This window comes from Aeromonas sp. s4, from assembly GCF_040907855.1.
In the GTDB taxonomy this organism is placed as follows: domain Bacteria; phylum Pseudomonadota; class Gammaproteobacteria; order Enterobacterales; family Aeromonadaceae; genus Aeromonas; species Aeromonas caviae.
In genome coordinates, this window is the sequence record NZ_JBFOCP010000023.1 from 55,212 (window position 1) to 70,695 (window position 15,484).

Sequence of the window (15,484 nt, forward strand, 5' to 3'; positions counted from 1 at the left end):
TGTCTCAATCAGGGCTGATAAAAGGGTGGGCATGCTATCGCCTCGTTTATCAATAGCGATTGACCAGGATCAACAAGGAGAGGGAGAACGCGACCATACTTGTCTGATGAGTGTGAACATGGGGGTGAAAATGCCGCCATGTTCTGAATATGTGATGGTTACTTGCCGATTGACGATGCAAGTGAAGGCGGTGTCCTTCATCAGGCGGCCATGATGGGTGTTCCCTGAGAGCCTCGACGGCGTTGCCATGTTGCCTCCGATAGCAGATGGCGTGCCTGCCACCCTCGCTTTCCCCGCTTCCCCGCCAACATGCCCCAAATTGTTAATATCGGGGCAAAATAGAACAATAAAATGCAAATGATATTTGTTACTATTCACATGCAGTAAGTAATCGAGGATCAGATGCAGCTTGTTCACCCCCCTTTGACCCTGGTCGCCGTGACCATCTCCACCCTGCTTGCAGGCTCTGTACAGGCCGCCGCGCCCGAAAGCCAAGATACGGCCACCGCCGACGAGACCCTGACCGTGCTCGGCCAGACCTATCGCAACACCGCGACCAAGACCCGGCTCGACCCCATCGAGACGCCCCAGGCCATCTCGGTGGTGGATGGGGAGACCCTGTCGCTGCGCGGTGTCAGTTCGGTGAGCGAGGCGCTGCGCTACGTGCCCGGTGTCAACACCGAGCTGCGGGGCGGGGCGGTCAACCGGCTGGATCTGTTCAACATCCGTGGCTTTGACAACTACCAGAACTTCTATGACGGCCTGCTGCTCCAGTACAACGACTGGAACCTGCAACCCCAGATAGATCCGGTGGCCATCGAGCAGCTGGAGGTGTTCAAGGGGCCGACATCGGTGCTCTATGGCAGCATGCCCCCCGGCGGCATGGTCAACCTCATCGCCAAGCGCCCCCAGCGGGAGAGCAAGCACAACGTGAGTGTGGCGACCGGCACGGGCACCCTCAAGGAGATGACCCTCGACAGCACCGGTGCCATCAACGAGCAGCTCGCCTATCGGCTGGTGGGACTGGCCCGGGAGAAGGATGGCCAGGCGGTGACCTCGAAGGAGGAGCGCTACGTCTTTGCGCCGTCCCTGGACTGGCAGCTCGGCGAGCGCACCCTGCTGAACCTCAACCTTTACTACCAGAAGGATCCCGAGGCCGGCATCTACACCACTGTGCCCGCCAGCGGCTCGGCCAAGTCCAACCCCCTGGGGCAGCTTGGCAGCGACACCTTCCTTGGCGACGAGAACTGGAACGAGTACAACCGGGATGTGACCCTGCTGGGCTACAAGCTGAGCCACGATTTCAACGAGCGCTGGCAGGTGCTGCAAAATGCCCGCTACATGGATGCGTCCGCCTATCAGCGCAACACCTACAACGCGGCCCTGGCGGCGGACAACCGCACCCTGGCCCGCAACGCCTATCTCACCGATGAAGACTCTCGCGGCGTTGTCCTCGACAACCAGCTGGCGGGCAAGGTGCAGACGGGCTCTGCCCAGCACAACCTGCTGCTCGGGGTCGATTACCAGTACCTGGATGCCCATATCCTCTACCGGGATACCCTCGACTACTCGGCGCCCAGCATCGACATTTTCAACCCGAATCATAGCCAGATAGTCCCAGAGGCACTCACTTTCAACTACCAGGATAAAAAGGTGATCCGTCAGTCCCAGACCGGCGTCTATCTGCAGGATCAGGTGCGCCTCGATCGGCTGGTGGCCATCGGCGGCGCCCGCTACGACCGCTACCGGATGGACACCGACAGCCGGACCCTCTATCAGGGGGCGGACAGCCAGTCCCTGGCCCACATCGATCAGGACAACCTCTCCTTCCGCGTCGGCGCTCTCTATGAGCTGGATGGCGGCTTCTCCCCCTATGCGAGCTATGCCGAGAGTTTCGAGCCGGTGCCGGGGGCGGACAAGCAGGGTCAGGCGTTCAAACCGGCGACCGGTCATCAGTGGGAAGGGGGCGTCAAGTTCCTCTCCGACGACATGAGCAAGACGGCGACGCTGTCGGCGTTCCACATCACCAAGAAGAATGCCCTGGTGACGGATCCGGACAATGTCTACGGGCCCAAGCTGCAGACCGGGGAGACGGTCTCCAGGGGCATCGAGCTTGAGGGGAGAGCCGATCTCACCAGCCAGCTGGATCTGGCCCTCAACTATACCCTGATGGACATGGAGATCACGCGCGATACCACCACGTTGCAGGGCAAGACGCCGGTCTGGGTCCCCAGACAGATGGCGTCGCTGTGGAGCAACTACTACCCGGGTGGCAACCTCGAGGGGATGCGAGTGGGCGCCGGCCTGCGCTACGTGGGGGAGGCCGAGATGGATGCCGCCAACACCGACAAGGTACCGGACTACCTCCTGATGGACATGTCCGCCTCCTACGATCTCGCCGCCCTCAGCGCAAGCCTGAAGGGGGTGGGGGTATCGCTTGGCGCCAGCAACCTGTTCAACAAGACCTACTACTCCTGCTACGACCAGAACAACTGCTGGTTCGGGGCCGAACGAAGCGTGGAGGCGCGACTCAAATACGCATTCTGACCTTGCGCCCCGGCACGCGCCCGGGGCCCTTTCAACGAATGGGCGAGGAGAGGGCGCGCGGTGTGCCGCGCGGCCTTGGCCGGGAGAAAGCGGACGCGGAACGCGCCCTCGTCTCGGATCACCAGGCCCTGTTCGCGGCGGCGGCCAGCCTGATCCCATCCCTCAAGGGGAACCTGGTGGCGGCCGGTGACGTGCGCCCGCCACTGGCGGATGCCACCGGAGCGACGTCGGCCGAGGTGGCCGCAGCCCTCCATGCGCACTGGCAGCAGGCACACCCGGAGGCGGGGCCCGCCTACTGGCTCACCCGCAGCTGGGGCATGCTCTGCTGGCAATCCATCTATCTCGCCATGGTGGCCGTCTACCGCCATCGGGCCGTGCCTGCCCTCGACAGGCTGGGACAGGGGCATGAGGCCGGCGTGGTGTCGGGCTTTACCCTGCCAGCCGAGCCCATGATCAGAGGGGAGGCCGGCGTGTTGATCAAGACGGCCGGGGAGCGACTCCAGGCGCACTGGCAGGGGCTGTTCACCCTCCTTGGGACGGCGCAGCGGCTGCGCCCCGGTTTCGTGCGCCCGCTCCTGGCGGACGATCTGCTGGCGGCCCTGGTGCGGGTACCCGACTTCTTCGGGGAAGTGAGTCGGGAGGAGGTGAGGGCCCATGCCCCCCTCTGGCTTGAATCCTGTGGCCTGCCGTCGGCACATCTGACGGGCTGGCGCGAGGCGGGGCTGCCCCGGGACGAGGCCTTCCCGGGCTATGTGCGTCAGCGCTGCTGCCTGCACTACAAGCGCCGGGATGGGGAACTGTGTGGCAACTGCCCGCGAAGGCTGGGTGGGGCGAGGGGTGATGAATGCTGATACCCGACTCTTCGTCTGCGTGGGCAACCCGTGGTGAAAGCCGCCTGATCCTGGCGGCTTTTTTGTGCCCGGCTTACTGGGCCGCCATCCGGGTGCGAATGCGCTCGAACAGGCTCTGCAGGCAGGCCTGATCTTTGTCGGCGGCGCGCACGGCGCCATACATGTGGCGGCGAATGCCCTCCCCGAGAGGGCGCGCCTCAAGCAGGCCCTGGCGCACGAACTCCTCGCTGGCCCAGCGGGGCAGGGCGGCGAGTCCGAGCCCGGCGGCGGCCATCTGCAGCATGACCGAGGTGTTGTCCACCGGTTTGCAACGGGCGGGCTCCACCCCGGCCGGTTGCAGGAAACGGCTGAACACGTCCATGCGCGCCCGCTCCACCGGGTAGACCAGCAGCACCTCCGGTCGCAGATCGTCCGGTGTGATGCGCCGCTGCTGGCAGAGGGGGTGATCCGGCGCCATCACCAGGGTGAGATCGAAGGCGAACAGCGGCTCGAAGTGAAGATCCCCGCGGGCCTGCACATCCGAGGTGAGCAGCAGGTCGAGCTGGCCGCCAAGCAGGGCACTGATGGCATCGAAACCCGGCACCGACTCCACCTCCAGATCCACGCCGGGCCACTGGCGGCGAAAGTCCGGCAACAGCGGGAGCAGCCACTGGATGCAGCTGTGGCAATCGAGGGCCAGATGCAGCCTGCCCGCCTCGCCGCTGTGCAGGGCGACCAGCTGGCGCTCGGTCTGGGCCAGGACGGGCAGCACCTGACGGGCCAGGGCCAGCAGATGCTGGCCTGCCGCCGTCAGCACCAGAGGGCGGCTTTTTCGAAGAAACAGCTCCAGATTGAGGCGGGTCTCCAGCTCCTTGAGCTGGTGGGAGAGGGCGGACTGGGTGAGGTTGAGGGTGAGTGCGGCCCCGGCCAGGGACCCTTGCTCGGCCAGGGCGCTGATGGTCTTCAGGTGTTTGAGATCGATGCCCAGATTGCTGCTCTGAGGGGGGCTGGATGGGGTGGGCGCGACCATGGCACTGCTCCTTTGTGCGTCAGTTGAGAAATTCTTGAGAGCCAGTTGAAGAGGATTCAATAGCCAAGGTCACCTTATCTTGTCATTTTGGATGTGTAAACATCTGGATGGCCAAACAATCCAGATCCTCATCAGATAAACGAGCATAAGGAATGGAACCTATGACCTTCGCACACACCCTGGGCTTTCCCCGTATCGGCGCCAAGCGCGAACTGAAATTTGCCCTCGAATCCTACTGGCGTGGCGAAACCACCCAGGCCGAGCTGGTCGCCGTGGGCAAGAGCCTGCGTGAGCGCCACTGGCAGGCCCAGCGTACCGCCGGGGTCAACCTGCTGCCGGTGGGGGATTTTGCCTGGTACGATCAGGTGTTGGGTACCAGCCTGCTGGTGGACGCCGTGCCTGCCCGTCACCGCCACGGCGACACCGACCTCGACACCCTGTTCCGGGTGGCCCGTGGCCGTGCGCCGACCGGCCCGGCGGCGGCGGCTGCCGAGATGACCAAATGGTTCAACACCAACTACCACTACCTGGTGCCGGAATTTTACCGTGACCAGCGCTTCAAGCTGGGCTGGAGCCAGCTCTTTGACGAGGTGGAAGAGGCCAAGGCCCTTGGGCTGCCGGTCAAGGCGGTGTTGCTGGGCCCCGTCTCCTACCTGTGGCTTGGCAAGGAGAAAGAGAGCGGCTTCTCCCGCCTCGAACTGCTGGATCGCCTGCTGATCGTCTACCAGGAGATCCTGGCCAAACTGGCGGCCCAGGGGGTGGAGTGGGTGCAAATCGACGAGCCGGCTCTGGCGCTGGACCTGCCGGATGAGTGGCGCCTGGCCTACCTCAAGGCATATGAGCGCCTGAGCGGCCCCTGCAAGCTGCTGCTCACCACCTACTTCGGGTCCGTGGCCCATCAGCGCGACATCATCACCAGTCTGAAGGTGGACGGCCTGCACCTGGATCTGGTGGCTGCCCCCGAGCAGCTCGAGACCCTGGTCCCGCACCTGCCGGCCCAGTGGGTACTCTCGGCGGGTGTCATCAACGGCCGCAACGTCTGGCGTGCCAACCTGGCCAAGCTGGCGCCGACCCTCAAGGCCTTGAAAGAAAAGCTTGGCGAGCGCCTCTGGGTGGCCTCCTCCTGTTCCTTGCTGCACAGCCCGGTGGATTTGACCCTGGAGCACGAGCTGGATCCCCAGACCCGCAGCTGGTTCGCCTTCGCCCTGCAAAAGTGCTATGAGCTGGGGCTGCTGTCCGACTACCTGGACGGTGGCGCCCTGGACAAAATCGAGGCTTACAGCCAGCCCATCGTGGATCGGGAGTCCGACAGCCGGGTTCACAAGAAAGCGGTGCAGTCACGACTCGCCAGCCTGACCAACAGTGACTTCGATCGCCAGAGCGCCTACCCGGTGCGTGCCGACGCGCAGCGCTCGGATCTGAAACTGCCGCTCCTGCCCACCACCACCATCGGCTCCTTCCCGCAGACCTCTGAAATCCGGGTGCTGCGTCAGGATTGGCGTGCCGGACGCATCGATGACCAGGCCTACGAGGCGGGCATCCAGGCCCAGATCAAGGACGCCATCGAGCGCCAGGAGGCCATCGGGCTGGACGTGCTGGTGCACGGTGAAGCGGAGCGCAACGACATGGTGGAGTATTTCGGGGAGCTGCTGGACGGCTTTGCCATCACCCGCTTTGGCTGGGTACAGAGCTATGGCTCCCGCTGCGTCAAGCCGCCGGTGATCACCCGTGACATCGACCGTCCGACCCCCATGACCCTTGAGTGGACGAAGTTTGCCCAGAGCCTGACCGACAAGCCGGTGAAGGGCATGCTGACCGGCCCCGTGACCATTCTCTGCTGGTCCTTCCCGCGGGAAGACGTGAGCCGCGAGCAGTCCGCCCTGCAGATTGGCCTGGCCATTCGCGACGAGGTGGCTGACTTGGAAGCCGCCGGCATCAAGATCATCCAGATCGACGAGCCGGCGATCCGCGAAGGGCTGCCCCTGCGCAAGCAGGATCACCAGGCCTATCTCGACTGGGCGGTGCGCGCCTTCCGCCTGAGCGCAAGCCCGGTGGTGGACAGCACCCAGATCCACACCCACATGTGTTACAGCGACTTCAACCTCATCATCGAGGCGGTGGCGGCGCTGGACGCGGATGTGATCACCATCGAGACGAGCCGCAGCCAGATGCAGTTGCTCGAAGCGTTCGAGCGCTTCAACTACCCCAACGAGATCGGCCCGGGCGTCTACGACATCCACTCGCCGAACGTACCGAGCCAGGGCTGGATTGAAGACCTCATCCGCAAGGCTGCACAACAAATCCCGGCAGACCGGCTCTGGGTGAACCCGGACTGCGGCCTCAAGACCCGCGGCTGGGAAGAGACCACCGCAGCCCTGAAGGTGATGGTCGATGCGACCCGGGCGCTGCGCGCCGAGCTGGCCTGAGGGCTTCCATTCACCCGGACGAGCGCCCGGTGAGTGTCACCAAGACGAGAGAGGGAAGGCGACAGCCTTCCCTCTTTTTTGCATGGCCGCTCCCTAGAGGGGGATCAGGGCGGGCCGGGGGGCGGGCAGGTAGCGGGTGGGGGAAACCGACATCGTCACCGGGTGAGGGGCGCTTGCGAGCGCCTCGGCCAGCCACTGGTGGTCGAGGGGAATGGCATTGCGATCCTCGATCACCAGATTGAGGTGCTGGGCGCCCAGGCACCCGTAGCGGGCGGGGTCGGTCTGGGTAAAGAGGCCAAGACAGGGCACACCGCTGGCGGCAGCCAGGTGCAGGGGACCGGTGTCGGCGCTGACGAAGAGGGAGAGGCCGCCCGTGAAGCGGGCCAGCTCCCCCATGTTGCCAAGGGAAACGTGCACGTCCCCGAGCAGGTGCTCGGGGGCGGCGGGATCCGCGAGCTGGACCAGCAGGGCATCCGGGCTGTGACGGCGCAGATCCCCAAGCAACCGCTGCCACTGGGGCAGGGAGAGCCCCTTGCCCTTGCGAGCACCGGTGAAAAAGCCGATCAGGGGACGGCCAGGATGGGCTCGTCGCAGCGCACTCAAGGCCGGGCTTGGCCCCTGCAACAGGCTGCCAAGGGGGATGGGGTCGGCCGGATTGCCCGGTATGCCGAGCAGTTGCAGGGGCTGGTGGGCGTAGTGGCACTCACTGTCCGGAGCCTGCGGACGCGGGAAGATGAGATCCCCATGGCCATCGTCGAAGCCGCATTTCTCACGGGCCTGTACCCAGGCGGCGATGAAGTGATCCGTACTGGAGGCGAAGGGGACGTAGACCCTGTCGTAGTGCTGGCGGCGCAGACGCGAGAGTGCCGAGAGGGCGCCCGGCAGGTGTCTGCCCTGCAACCGGATCTGATGAATGTGCCGCAGGGGCAGATCGGCCAGGAAGGGGAGCAGGGCGGTGGGGCTGCACACCAGCTCCAGCTCGGCGTGGGGATGGGCGCGATGAAGCTGGTGCAGGAAGGGCAGCAGGAAGAGGTTGTTGCCGATGCGGTTGGTGCTGCGAATGACCAGGATCCGGCGGGGTGCCTGCGAAGAGGGCGGCAATGCGCTGCGACTGGCAAGCCAGCCGAGCAGGGTTCGCTCCAGTCCCGCCGTCCAGACCCGGCGTTGGCCGTCGAAGCGGCGCAGGGCATCGTTGAGGTGAGTCATACCGTTGGGCTCCAGTGTTGGGATGGCGTAAAGGGTGCCAGCGGACTCTTAAGACAATGTTAAGAAGGGAAAAAGCGTGCGGATGATGGCCATGGCGGAGCGGGGTGCTGGTGCGGGACGGGGGAAAGTGGCTAGAATTGCGCATTTGAAATAAATGTTATCGTCCGCGGGAGCACCATGCAGTTCAGGGATTTTTTGCCGGTATCGACCAATACCAGCGTCAAAGAGAGTTGTTACGGCGCCCTTGGCGCCCTCATCGGCTTGCTCGGCACCGCCTTGCTGTGCCGCTGGGGGCTGGGGCTCGAGGTGCACTGGCTCATCGCCCCCATGGGGGCCTCCGCCGTGCTGCTGTTTGCCGCGCCCGCCAGCCCCCTGGCCCAGCCCTGGTCCATCCTTGTGGGCAACGGGGTGTCGGCCCTGATGGGGGTATTGAGTGCGAGCCTGGTGCCGGACATGGCTATCGCCTCGGCCCTGGCGGTGATGCTGGCCATCGCAGCCATGTTCCTCACCCGCAGCCTGCACCCGCCCGGCGGCGCCGTGGCCCTGACCGCCGTCATCGGCGGCGAGGGGATCCGGGCGCTCGGGGTCGGCTACGTGCTGCTGCCGGTGCTGCTCAACTCCCTGTTGCTGCTGAGTCTGGGGCTCCTCTACAACCGCGCTCTGGGGCGTCGTTATCCCCATGGCGGCAAGGCGGCGCCCAATCGCCACCAGACGGCGGATCCCCAGCCGAGTGCCCGACTCGCCACCCAGGACATCGACTTTGCCCTGCAAAAACACGGGGAACTGCTGGACATCAGCCGCCAGGATCTGCAGGAGCTGCTGCAGGAGGCCCAGCTTCACGCCCTGCGCGAGCGAGTGGGGACGGTGCGTTGCCAGGATGTGATGTCGCGGGATCTCGTCGTGACGACGCCACAGGCGCTCGCCATGGAAGCGTGGCATCTGCTCTCCCACCACCAGATCAAGGCGCTGCCGGTGGTGGATGAGGGGGAGAGGCTGGTCGGCATCATCACCCTGCACGACCTGATGATCGACCGGGCGGGTCACCAGCCGAGGGCGAAGGAGGCCCTTGAGCAGCAGCAGGTGGCGGATCTGATGACCCGGGAGGTGCAGACGGCGCGGCGCTACCAGCCTCTCTACGATCTAGTGGAGGCCTTCTCCGACGGGGGGCTGCACCATATGCCGGTGGTGGAGGGGGAGCAGCTGGTGGGCATCATCACCCAGTCCGACATGGTGGCGGCCCTGTTCACCCTGGCCCTGCAACCGGGTCAGGTGGAGGAGGCGCATGCCTGTGAGCAATAAGAATGAGCCATAAGAAACGGGCCCCTTGCGGGGCCCGTGTCATTCAGGGTCTGGGATAGACGGTCTCCCCCATGAAGACCGTCTGCTCGACCTGGGTATCGGCGATCAGTTCCGGGGTGCCGGCCTTGACCAGGGCGAACAGGTCTCTGTCCAGCACGATGAAGTCCGCCGACTTGCCCGCCTCGATGGAGCCGGTGATGTCGCCCTGACGCACCGCCCTGGCGCCGTTGATGGTGTAGGCGGCCAGCATTTCGGCCAGCGAAGTGCGCTGACTGGCCCGGAAGTCGTCGCCGCTGCCGGCCGCCTGCACGATGCCGGCGGCCATGTTCTCGAACGGACGCGGATCCCGGCTGTCCACCGGGGCGTCGCTGCCCGCCACCAACACGGCGCCGGCCTGGCGCGAACGCTCGACCGGGTAGAGGGCGTCATGAAGATAGCCCATGGGATCGTAGATGGCCTCGCTCAGGGACTGCCCTGCCTTGGTTGGCTGGATGAAGGGGCTGACCAGCATGTCATAGGCAAGCTGGGGCGTGGTCCAGGCATAGGTGAAGGTGAGGTAGAGACCCAGCTCGCCGAGGCGCTGCTGATCGTCCGGGTGCACTACCTGCAGGTGGGCCAGGGTGTGGGGAATGCCGCTGTTGCCATTGCTGGCGCGGGCCGCCTCCAGGGCATCGAGGGCCACCCGGGTACTGCGATCGCCGATGCTGTGCATGTGGATGCCAAACCCGGCCCCATCCAGCGCCGTGACGTAGCGCGTCAGATCCGCCTCCTTGTAGTTGACGATGCCGTTGCTGCCCGCATCCTCGCTGTCGGCGGTGATGCTCACCTTTCCGCTGGCGGGATCCAGGGCCAGATGGGGATGCTGGTAATTCTCCAGCATGCCGGCATTGGGCAGGAAGGGGGGGCTGGTGAAGGGATCCCCCTCCAGCACGCCGTCGAGGAAGATCTTGACCGCATCGGCCTTGATGAGGGGGTTGCCTGCGAAGGCGTCGCGCACCTGGTTCGCCTTGGCCAGGTGCCCGTCGATGTCCAGCTTGCCGCTGTAGTCATCCTGGTTGAAGCAGGTGGCGGCGGTGACGCGCATGTGCAGCAGATCCTGGTCCTGCATCTTGAGCAGCCGACCCCGGATGAAGTCGTTGGCGCAGGCATCCTGCACCCCCGTGATGCCGCGGGACGCCATCAGTTCGGAGATGGCGGGGAGTATCTTGTCATACTGGGCCGCTGCCTGTTCACCCTCCGCGCTCAGCACCCCGGTGTCGGGGACCGCAATGGCGCTGCGGGCCGCGTCCCGGACCACGCCGGTTGCGAGATCCACATAGGGGATGAAGGCCTCGAACACGCCGCCCGGAGCCAGGGTGGTGGCATTGAAGCCGACCACATTGCCGTCTTCGTCCTGTGCCTGCGCCAGGGCCTGGGAGTTGTAGCCGCCGGCATGGCCGTCGACCCCGGCCAGCATCACGGGGTTGTTCGGCGCCGCCGCATCCAGGGCCGCCAGCAGGGTGGCATGGGTGGCGGTGGGGGTGTTGCCGTCATAGGGCGACCACTGGTTGACCACCAGCCACTCCCCGGGAGCCGGGGCGTAGCGGGGCAGGCACTCGCCGATCTTGGCCGCCAGCTGATCCAGGTTGACGCTCTGGCCGTCCAGATCGCACATATCAAGCGCCACGGTGCCGAGCAGATGGATGTGGTTGTCGTGCAGGCCCGGCAGCACCATTTTGCCTTGCAGATCCACCACCTGGGTCGCACTGTTTTTCAAGGCCTCGGCCCCTTCGCGAGTGCCCACGTAAGTGAACTTGCCCCCTTGCACCACCATGGCCTCGGCCTGGCTGCGTTGCCCATCCTGGGTGTGGATCTTGCCGTTGAGATAGAGGGTGTTGCCGGGCGGTGGCTCACTGCTGTCTTGCTGGCAGCCGAGCAGGCCACCTAGCAGCAGGGCGATGGTGCCCAGCCTGAGATTGGGGTGTTTGCTATCCATAGCACGCTCTCCTTGGGTTAATTGCAGTTCTTACTGCAGATATGAGCACCTATGGTTATTGCAGCTATTCTGAAAAATGCCAGCGATTACTGCACTTTTTTTGACTTGTGTTTACCTTGTCTCATCATGTAGTTATGAACACCAGTTGCCCCTTGGGGGCGGACACCGCATCGGGGGAAGAGAATGTCACAACACGTGCTGCCGGCCGAACTTTGCATGCGGCGCCAACCCAGGCAACTGCGCAGCCAGGAGGTGGCGAGCCGCATCGAGCAGGCCACCCTGGCCCTGTTGCAGGAGCAGGGGTTTGCGGCCCTCAACACCAATGCCATCGCCGCCCGCGCCGGGGTGGGCATCAAGTCGCTCTACCATCTCTACCCCAACAAGGAGGCCATCATCTGCCGGCTGGCCATGGACTGGCTGGCGGCGGTGTGCGAGGCGCAGGAGCGCATCCGCGAGCAGGCCGACAGCTGGCCTCAGACCCTGCTGCTGCTGGATCAGGCGCTGGAGGCGCTGGATGAGCGCTTCGTCGGGTATGGGGCGCTGTGGCAGGCGATGGATCTCATCCCCGCCCTGCACGGGGTCGAGCAGGAGCACGAGGGGCGCCAGATTGCGTTCTGGTCCGAGCGGCTGCGCCACTTTGGCTGTCGCTGGCCCGAGCCTGAGCTCACCACCCTGGTGCGCTACTTCTATCGGACTGCGGACGTGGCCAAGCAGTGCACCAAGGGGCAGGGGGAGGCGGGCAGCGCACTGTGGCAACTCCATAGACGCTGGAGCGAGCAGCTGATGATGGCGGCCATCGAGGAGGCGGATCCCGCCCGGGTCTGGCAGTCGATGCCGGGGCTGGCGCCGGGTTGCCAGACCCCTGCGAAGAGGAGCGAATAGAAGGGGGGCGAATAAAGAGAGGGAGTGCCAGACACTCCCTCTCTTGTCCTCGGCGCGGGGGGTCAGCCGTAGCGGGCCAGGGTGAGCCCCTCGTCGCTGATGGCGGGGGTATTGCCCGAGATGAGATCGCTGAGCAACTGGCCCGATCCTGCCGCCATGGTCCAGCCCAGGGTGCCGTGGCCGGTATTGAGCCAGAGCCCGGGAATGGGGCTTGGGCCGACCAGGGGTGTGCCGTCCGGCGTCATGGGGCGCAGCCCGGTCCAGAAGGTGGCCTGCTCCAGATTTCCCCCCTGGGGGAAGAGATCCCTCACCACCATGGCCAGGGTATCGTGGCGTCTGGGGTTGAGCGCCAGGTTGAAGCCCGAGAGTTCGGCCATGCCGCCCACCCGGATCCGTTCGTCGAAGCGGGTGATGGCGACCTTGTAGGTCTCGTCCAGCACAGTGCTGCGCGGGGCGCCTTCGGCATCCGTCATCGGCAGGGTGAGGGAGTACCCCTTGACCGGGTAGACGGGGAGCTCAATTCCGAGGGGGCGCAGGAAGCCGGTGCCATAACTGCCGAGGGCACAGACGATGGCGTCGGCCTGGAAGCGCTGCTCGCCGGTACGGACCGCCACGGCGCGTCCCTTCGCGATCTCGACCTCGTCGATGGCGCAGTTGAAGACGAAGCTCACCCCGAGCTTGCGGGCCTCGTCCGCCAGGGCCTGGGTGAAGCGGAAACAGTCACCGGTTTCATCTCCCGGCAGGCGCAGGCCCCCCACCACCTTGCCACGCACCCTTGCCAGGGCGGGCTCGACCTCCTCGCAGCCGTCGGCATTCAGAGACTGATAGGGGACGCCGTACTCCTCGAGCACGGCGATATCGCGCTGGCTGGCATCGAGCTGGGCCTGACTGCGAAACAGTTGCAGGGTGCCGAGCTGGCGCCCTTCGTAGTCGAGCGCCAGCTCGCCCCGCAACTGCTTCATGCAGTCGCGGCTGTATTCGGCCAGCCGTACCATGCGCCCCTTGTTGACCGCATAGGCCGCCGGCGTGCAGTTGGCGAACATCTTCAGCATCCAGCGCAGCTGGAAGGGGTCCGAGGTGGGCCGCACCGTGAAGGGGGCGTGCTTTTGCAGCAGCCATTTGGCGGCCTTGAGGGGAATGCCGGGGGCAGCCCAGGGGGAAGCATAACCCGGGGAGATCTGACCCGCGTTGGCATGGCTGGTTTCAAGGGCCACCCCGTCACGCCGCTCCAGCAGGGTCACTTTGTGACCGGCCTTGGCCAGATACCAGGCGCTGGTCACACCGACCACGCCACCACCGAGTACCACTATGTCCATCTTGTCTCTCCTTGACTGGGGCCTCCACCTTAATCAGCCGCCACAGGATATTCAACTGGTGTCGATGTCATTGGTGGTTATCGCTATTCACATTTTGTTAACTGGCTCTCAATGTTGTCATTTGCTCACTTTCTGGCATGAAATCCGGTCGGTTCAGAGCCGCTCCAGGTGGAGCAGATGATGCTCTGCCGTCGTCAGGATGGCTTGCTGCTGTTCTGTGGTTTGGCCATCCCAGTTGGCGTAGGGCAGGGCGAGGCGAGGGTTGTTGCCAAGTTTGTCCCGGTTGCGCCAGAGAAAGTGCCAGTAGAGGCTGTTGAAGGGGCAGCTGTCCGGCCCGCTGCGGGCCTTCACCTGATAGTGACACCCCTTGCAGTAGTGGCCCATCCGCTCGAGATAGGCGCCGCTGCTGGCGTAGGGCTTGCTGCCCATCAGACCGCCATCGGCAAACTGGCTCATGCCGCGGGTGTTGGGCAGCTCCACCCACTCGATGGCGTCCACATAGATGCCCAGATACCAGGCATCCACCTCGTCAGGGTGGAGCCCCGCCAGCAGGGCGAAGTTGCCGGTCACCATCAGCCGCTGGATATGGTGGGCATAGGCGTGCTCCAGAGACTGTCGAATGGCGTGACGTACGCAGGCCATGCTGGTTTCTCCATTCCAGAAAAAACCGGGCAGGGGTCGTTCGGCCCCGAGAAAGTTGGTGCGCCGATACTCGGGCATCTTTTCCCAGTAGAGGGCGCGGACAAACTCGCGCCAGCCGAGGATCTGGCGGATGAACCCCTCCACCTGCGCCAGGGAAATGGTGGCCTGATTGGCCTGCCAGTGAGCTTGCGCAGCGCGGATCACCTCGAGGGGATGGAGCATCTTGCTGTTCATGGAAAACGACAAGCGGCTGTGGAACAGGCTCCAGCCCCGTTCGCTCAGGGCATCCTGATAGCGGCCGAAGTGGGGCAGGCAGTGTGCAAGGAAGTGTTCAAGCAGTGCGCGGCTCTGGCGCCGGGTGACGGGCCAGGGCAGGGCGCCCGCATCGGCTGTGCCAAGGGTGGCAATGCCGTGGCGAGTCAGCATGGCATCGATGTCGCTCACCTCGTTGGCAAAGGTGAGGGGCGCCGGGATGGGTTGGCTCGCCGGCAATTTGGCGCGATTCTCGGCATCGAAGTTCCAGCGCCCCCCAAGGGGCTGGCCGCGCTCATCGAGCAACACCCGGTACTGCTTTCGCAGGGCGCGGTAGAAGAACTCCATCCGGCTGTGGGGGTAGCGTCGCCAGCCATCCCGGGGGGTGAGAAAATGCTCGCTATCCACCTCAGCGGTCGGGATGGCAAGGCCTGAGGCCCACTGGGTCAGCTGGCTTGCAAGGCGCCACTCGTCCGGGCTCTGCCAGGCGAAGCGCTCGGCCTGATGCGCTTCGAGCTGGGCCGCCAGCAAGCTCGGCAAATCGGGCCAGGGGGCGCTCTCATCGAGAGTCAGGTAGCAGACCCGGTGGCCCGCCTTGGTGAGGGCGGCGGCGAAGGCGCGCATGGCGGCAAAGAAGGCGAGCACCTTCTGGCGATGGTGGCGGCAGTAGTCCGTCTCCTGGCGCAGCTCCGCCATCAGGTAGCAGACAGCGGGATCCTGCGTGCGAAACCAGCTGTGACCTGCGTTCAGTTGATCCCCGAGAATGAGGCGCAGCTCCATCAGGGGTGCTCCTTCCGACGACGGCAGCGTTCGCTGCAATAGCGCACTTCCTGCCAGCAGCGGGCCCACTTGCGCCGCCAGGCAAAAGGACGAAGGCAGACGGGACAGATCTTCTCGGGTAGATGGGGTTTGAGGTGCATGTGGTGGCCCTGTTGATGCCCTTGGTTTCTCTCTGCCTCCTTAACGAAGCACCATACGGTCGGGATCACCGGGGGAGCAGAAAGAGGCAGCAGGGGGGGATTGCCACTCATGAAAAAGGCCCCCGCACCTGCCGGTTCGGGGGCCCTTGTTCTCGTAGC

Annotated in this window: 12 protein-coding genes; 5 read left to right on the top strand and 7 right to left on the bottom strand. The window is 64.9% G+C overall.

The window, feature by feature from the left end; all coding sequences use genetic code 11:
- Nucleotides 1-69: 69 nt before the first annotated feature.
- On the bottom strand, nt 70-417 hold the full coding sequence (locus tag AB5Y89_RS06310) for a hypothetical protein (RefSeq protein ID WP_368223142.1): 348 nt from the start codon (nt 415-417) through the stop codon (nt 70-72).
- Between AB5Y89_RS06310 and AB5Y89_RS06315 the strand changes: the two genes are divergently transcribed.
- The gene (locus tag AB5Y89_RS06315) at nt 403-2,547 is read left to right on the top strand and encodes a TonB-dependent siderophore receptor (RefSeq protein ID WP_368223144.1); all 2,145 of its coding nucleotides are present in this window, start codon (nt 403-405) and stop codon (nt 2,545-2,547) included. The genes AB5Y89_RS06310 and AB5Y89_RS06315 overlap by 15 nt on opposite strands.
- A gap of 62 nt (nt 2,548-2,609) precedes the next feature.
- Nucleotides 2,610-3,398, top strand: a complete 789-nt coding sequence (locus tag AB5Y89_RS06320; RefSeq protein ID WP_368223146.1) for a siderophore ferric iron reductase — start codon at nt 2,610-2,612, stop codon at nt 3,396-3,398.
- Between the two features lie 73 nt (nt 3,399-3,471).
- On the opposite strand, the gene AB5Y89_RS06325 is transcribed toward AB5Y89_RS06320, so the two are convergent.
- On the bottom strand, nt 3,472-4,407 hold the full coding sequence (locus AB5Y89_RS06325; protein ID WP_263308666.1) for a LysR substrate-binding domain-containing protein: 936 nt from the start codon (nt 4,405-4,407) through the stop codon (nt 3,472-3,474).
- Nucleotides 4,408-4,568: 161 nt separating this feature from the next.
- On the opposite strand from AB5Y89_RS06325, the gene metE reads away from it, so the two are divergent.
- Nucleotides 4,569-6,833, top strand: coding sequence for a 5-methyltetrahydropteroyltriglutamate--homocysteine S-methyltransferase (gene metE / locus AB5Y89_RS06330; protein WP_039041274.1), 2,265 nt, complete (start codon nt 4,569-4,571; stop codon nt 6,831-6,833).
- Between the two features lie 93 nt (nt 6,834-6,926).
- Here the strand turns inward: metE and AB5Y89_RS06335 are convergent, their stop codons facing one another.
- Complete coding sequence (locus tag AB5Y89_RS06335; protein ID WP_368223147.1) at nt 6,927-8,039, bottom strand: glycosyltransferase family 9 protein; 1,113 nt, start codon at nt 8,037-8,039, stop codon at nt 6,927-6,929.
- Between the two features lie 177 nt (nt 8,040-8,216).
- Here AB5Y89_RS06335 and AB5Y89_RS06340 point away from each other — a divergent pair, with 177 nt between their 5' ends.
- Complete coding sequence (locus AB5Y89_RS06340) at nt 8,217-9,338, top strand: HPP family protein (protein ID WP_139737980.1); 1,122 nt, start codon at nt 8,217-8,219, stop codon at nt 9,336-9,338.
- Nucleotides 9,339-9,381: 43 nt separating this feature from the next.
- Here the strand turns inward: AB5Y89_RS06340 and AB5Y89_RS06345 are convergent, their stop codons facing one another.
- A complete protein-coding gene (locus AB5Y89_RS06345; protein WP_368223149.1) occupies nt 9,382-11,313 on the bottom strand; it encodes an amidohydrolase in 1,932 nt (643 codons plus the stop codon).
- Between the two features lie 183 nt (nt 11,314-11,496).
- Between AB5Y89_RS06345 and AB5Y89_RS06350 the strand changes: the two genes are divergently transcribed.
- On the top strand, nt 11,497-12,195 hold the full coding sequence (locus tag AB5Y89_RS06350) for a TetR/AcrR family transcriptional regulator (RefSeq protein ID WP_368223151.1): 699 nt from the start codon (nt 11,497-11,499) through the stop codon (nt 12,193-12,195).
- Nucleotides 12,196-12,257: 62 nt separating this feature from the next.
- Here AB5Y89_RS06350 and AB5Y89_RS06355 read toward each other — a convergent pair whose 3' ends face one another.
- The 3 genes from AB5Y89_RS06355 to AB5Y89_RS06365 all read right to left on the bottom strand — a co-directional run bounded on the left by AB5Y89_RS06355 (nt 12,258) and on the right by AB5Y89_RS06365 (nt 15,325).
- Nucleotides 12,258-13,511 (bottom strand): D-amino acid dehydrogenase, encoded by a 1,254-nt coding sequence (locus tag AB5Y89_RS06355; protein ID WP_368223153.1) that lies wholly within the window; start codon nt 13,509-13,511, stop codon nt 12,258-12,260.
- A gap of 153 nt (nt 13,512-13,664) precedes the next feature.
- On the bottom strand, nt 13,665-15,185 hold the full coding sequence (locus AB5Y89_RS06360; protein ID WP_368223155.1) for a cryptochrome/photolyase family protein: 1,521 nt from the start codon (nt 15,183-15,185) through the stop codon (nt 13,665-13,667).
- Nucleotides 15,185-15,325 carry a DUF2256 domain-containing protein gene (locus AB5Y89_RS06365; RefSeq protein ID WP_080768040.1) on the bottom strand — a complete coding sequence of 47 codons (141 nt, stop codon included), beginning with the start codon at nt 15,323-15,325 and terminating at the stop codon, nt 15,185-15,187. Before AB5Y89_RS06365 ends, AB5Y89_RS06360 begins: the two co-directional genes overlap by 1 nt.
- Nucleotides 15,326-15,484: the final 159 nt, after the last annotated feature.

Bases quoted from the DNA above. Each gene is read 5' to 3' on its own strand.
- AB5Y89_RS06345 (WP_368223149.1), bottom strand. From the start codon at position 11,313: ATGGATAGCAAACACCCCAATCTCAGGCTGGGCACCATCGCCCTGCTG.
- AB5Y89_RS06360 (WP_368223155.1), bottom strand. From the start codon at position 15,185: ATGGAGCTGCGCCTCATTCTCGGGGATCAACTGAACGCAGGTCACAGC.
- AB5Y89_RS06355 (WP_368223153.1), bottom strand. From the start codon at position 13,511: ATGGACATAGTGGTACTCGGTGGTGGCGTGGTCGGTGTGACCAGCGCC.
- metE (WP_039041274.1), top strand. From the start codon at position 4,569: ATGACCTTCGCACACACCCTGGGCTTTCCCCGTATCGGCGCCAAGCGC.
- AB5Y89_RS06325 (WP_263308666.1), bottom strand. From the start codon at position 4,407: ATGGTCGCGCCCACCCCATCCAGCCCCCCTCAGAGCAGCAATCTGGGC.
- AB5Y89_RS06340 (WP_139737980.1), top strand. From the start codon at position 8,217: ATGCAGTTCAGGGATTTTTTGCCGGTATCGACCAATACCAGCGTCAAA.
- AB5Y89_RS06315 (WP_368223144.1), top strand. From the start codon at position 403: ATGCAGCTTGTTCACCCCCCTTTGACCCTGGTCGCCGTGACCATCTCC.
- AB5Y89_RS06365 (WP_080768040.1), bottom strand. From the start codon at position 15,325: ATGCACCTCAAACCCCATCTACCCGAGAAGATCTGTCCCGTCTGCCTT.
- AB5Y89_RS06350 (WP_368223151.1), top strand. From the start codon at position 11,497: ATGTCACAACACGTGCTGCCGGCCGAACTTTGCATGCGGCGCCAACCC.
- AB5Y89_RS06335 (WP_368223147.1), bottom strand. From the start codon at position 8,039: ATGACTCACCTCAACGATGCCCTGCGCCGCTTCGACGGCCAACGCCGG.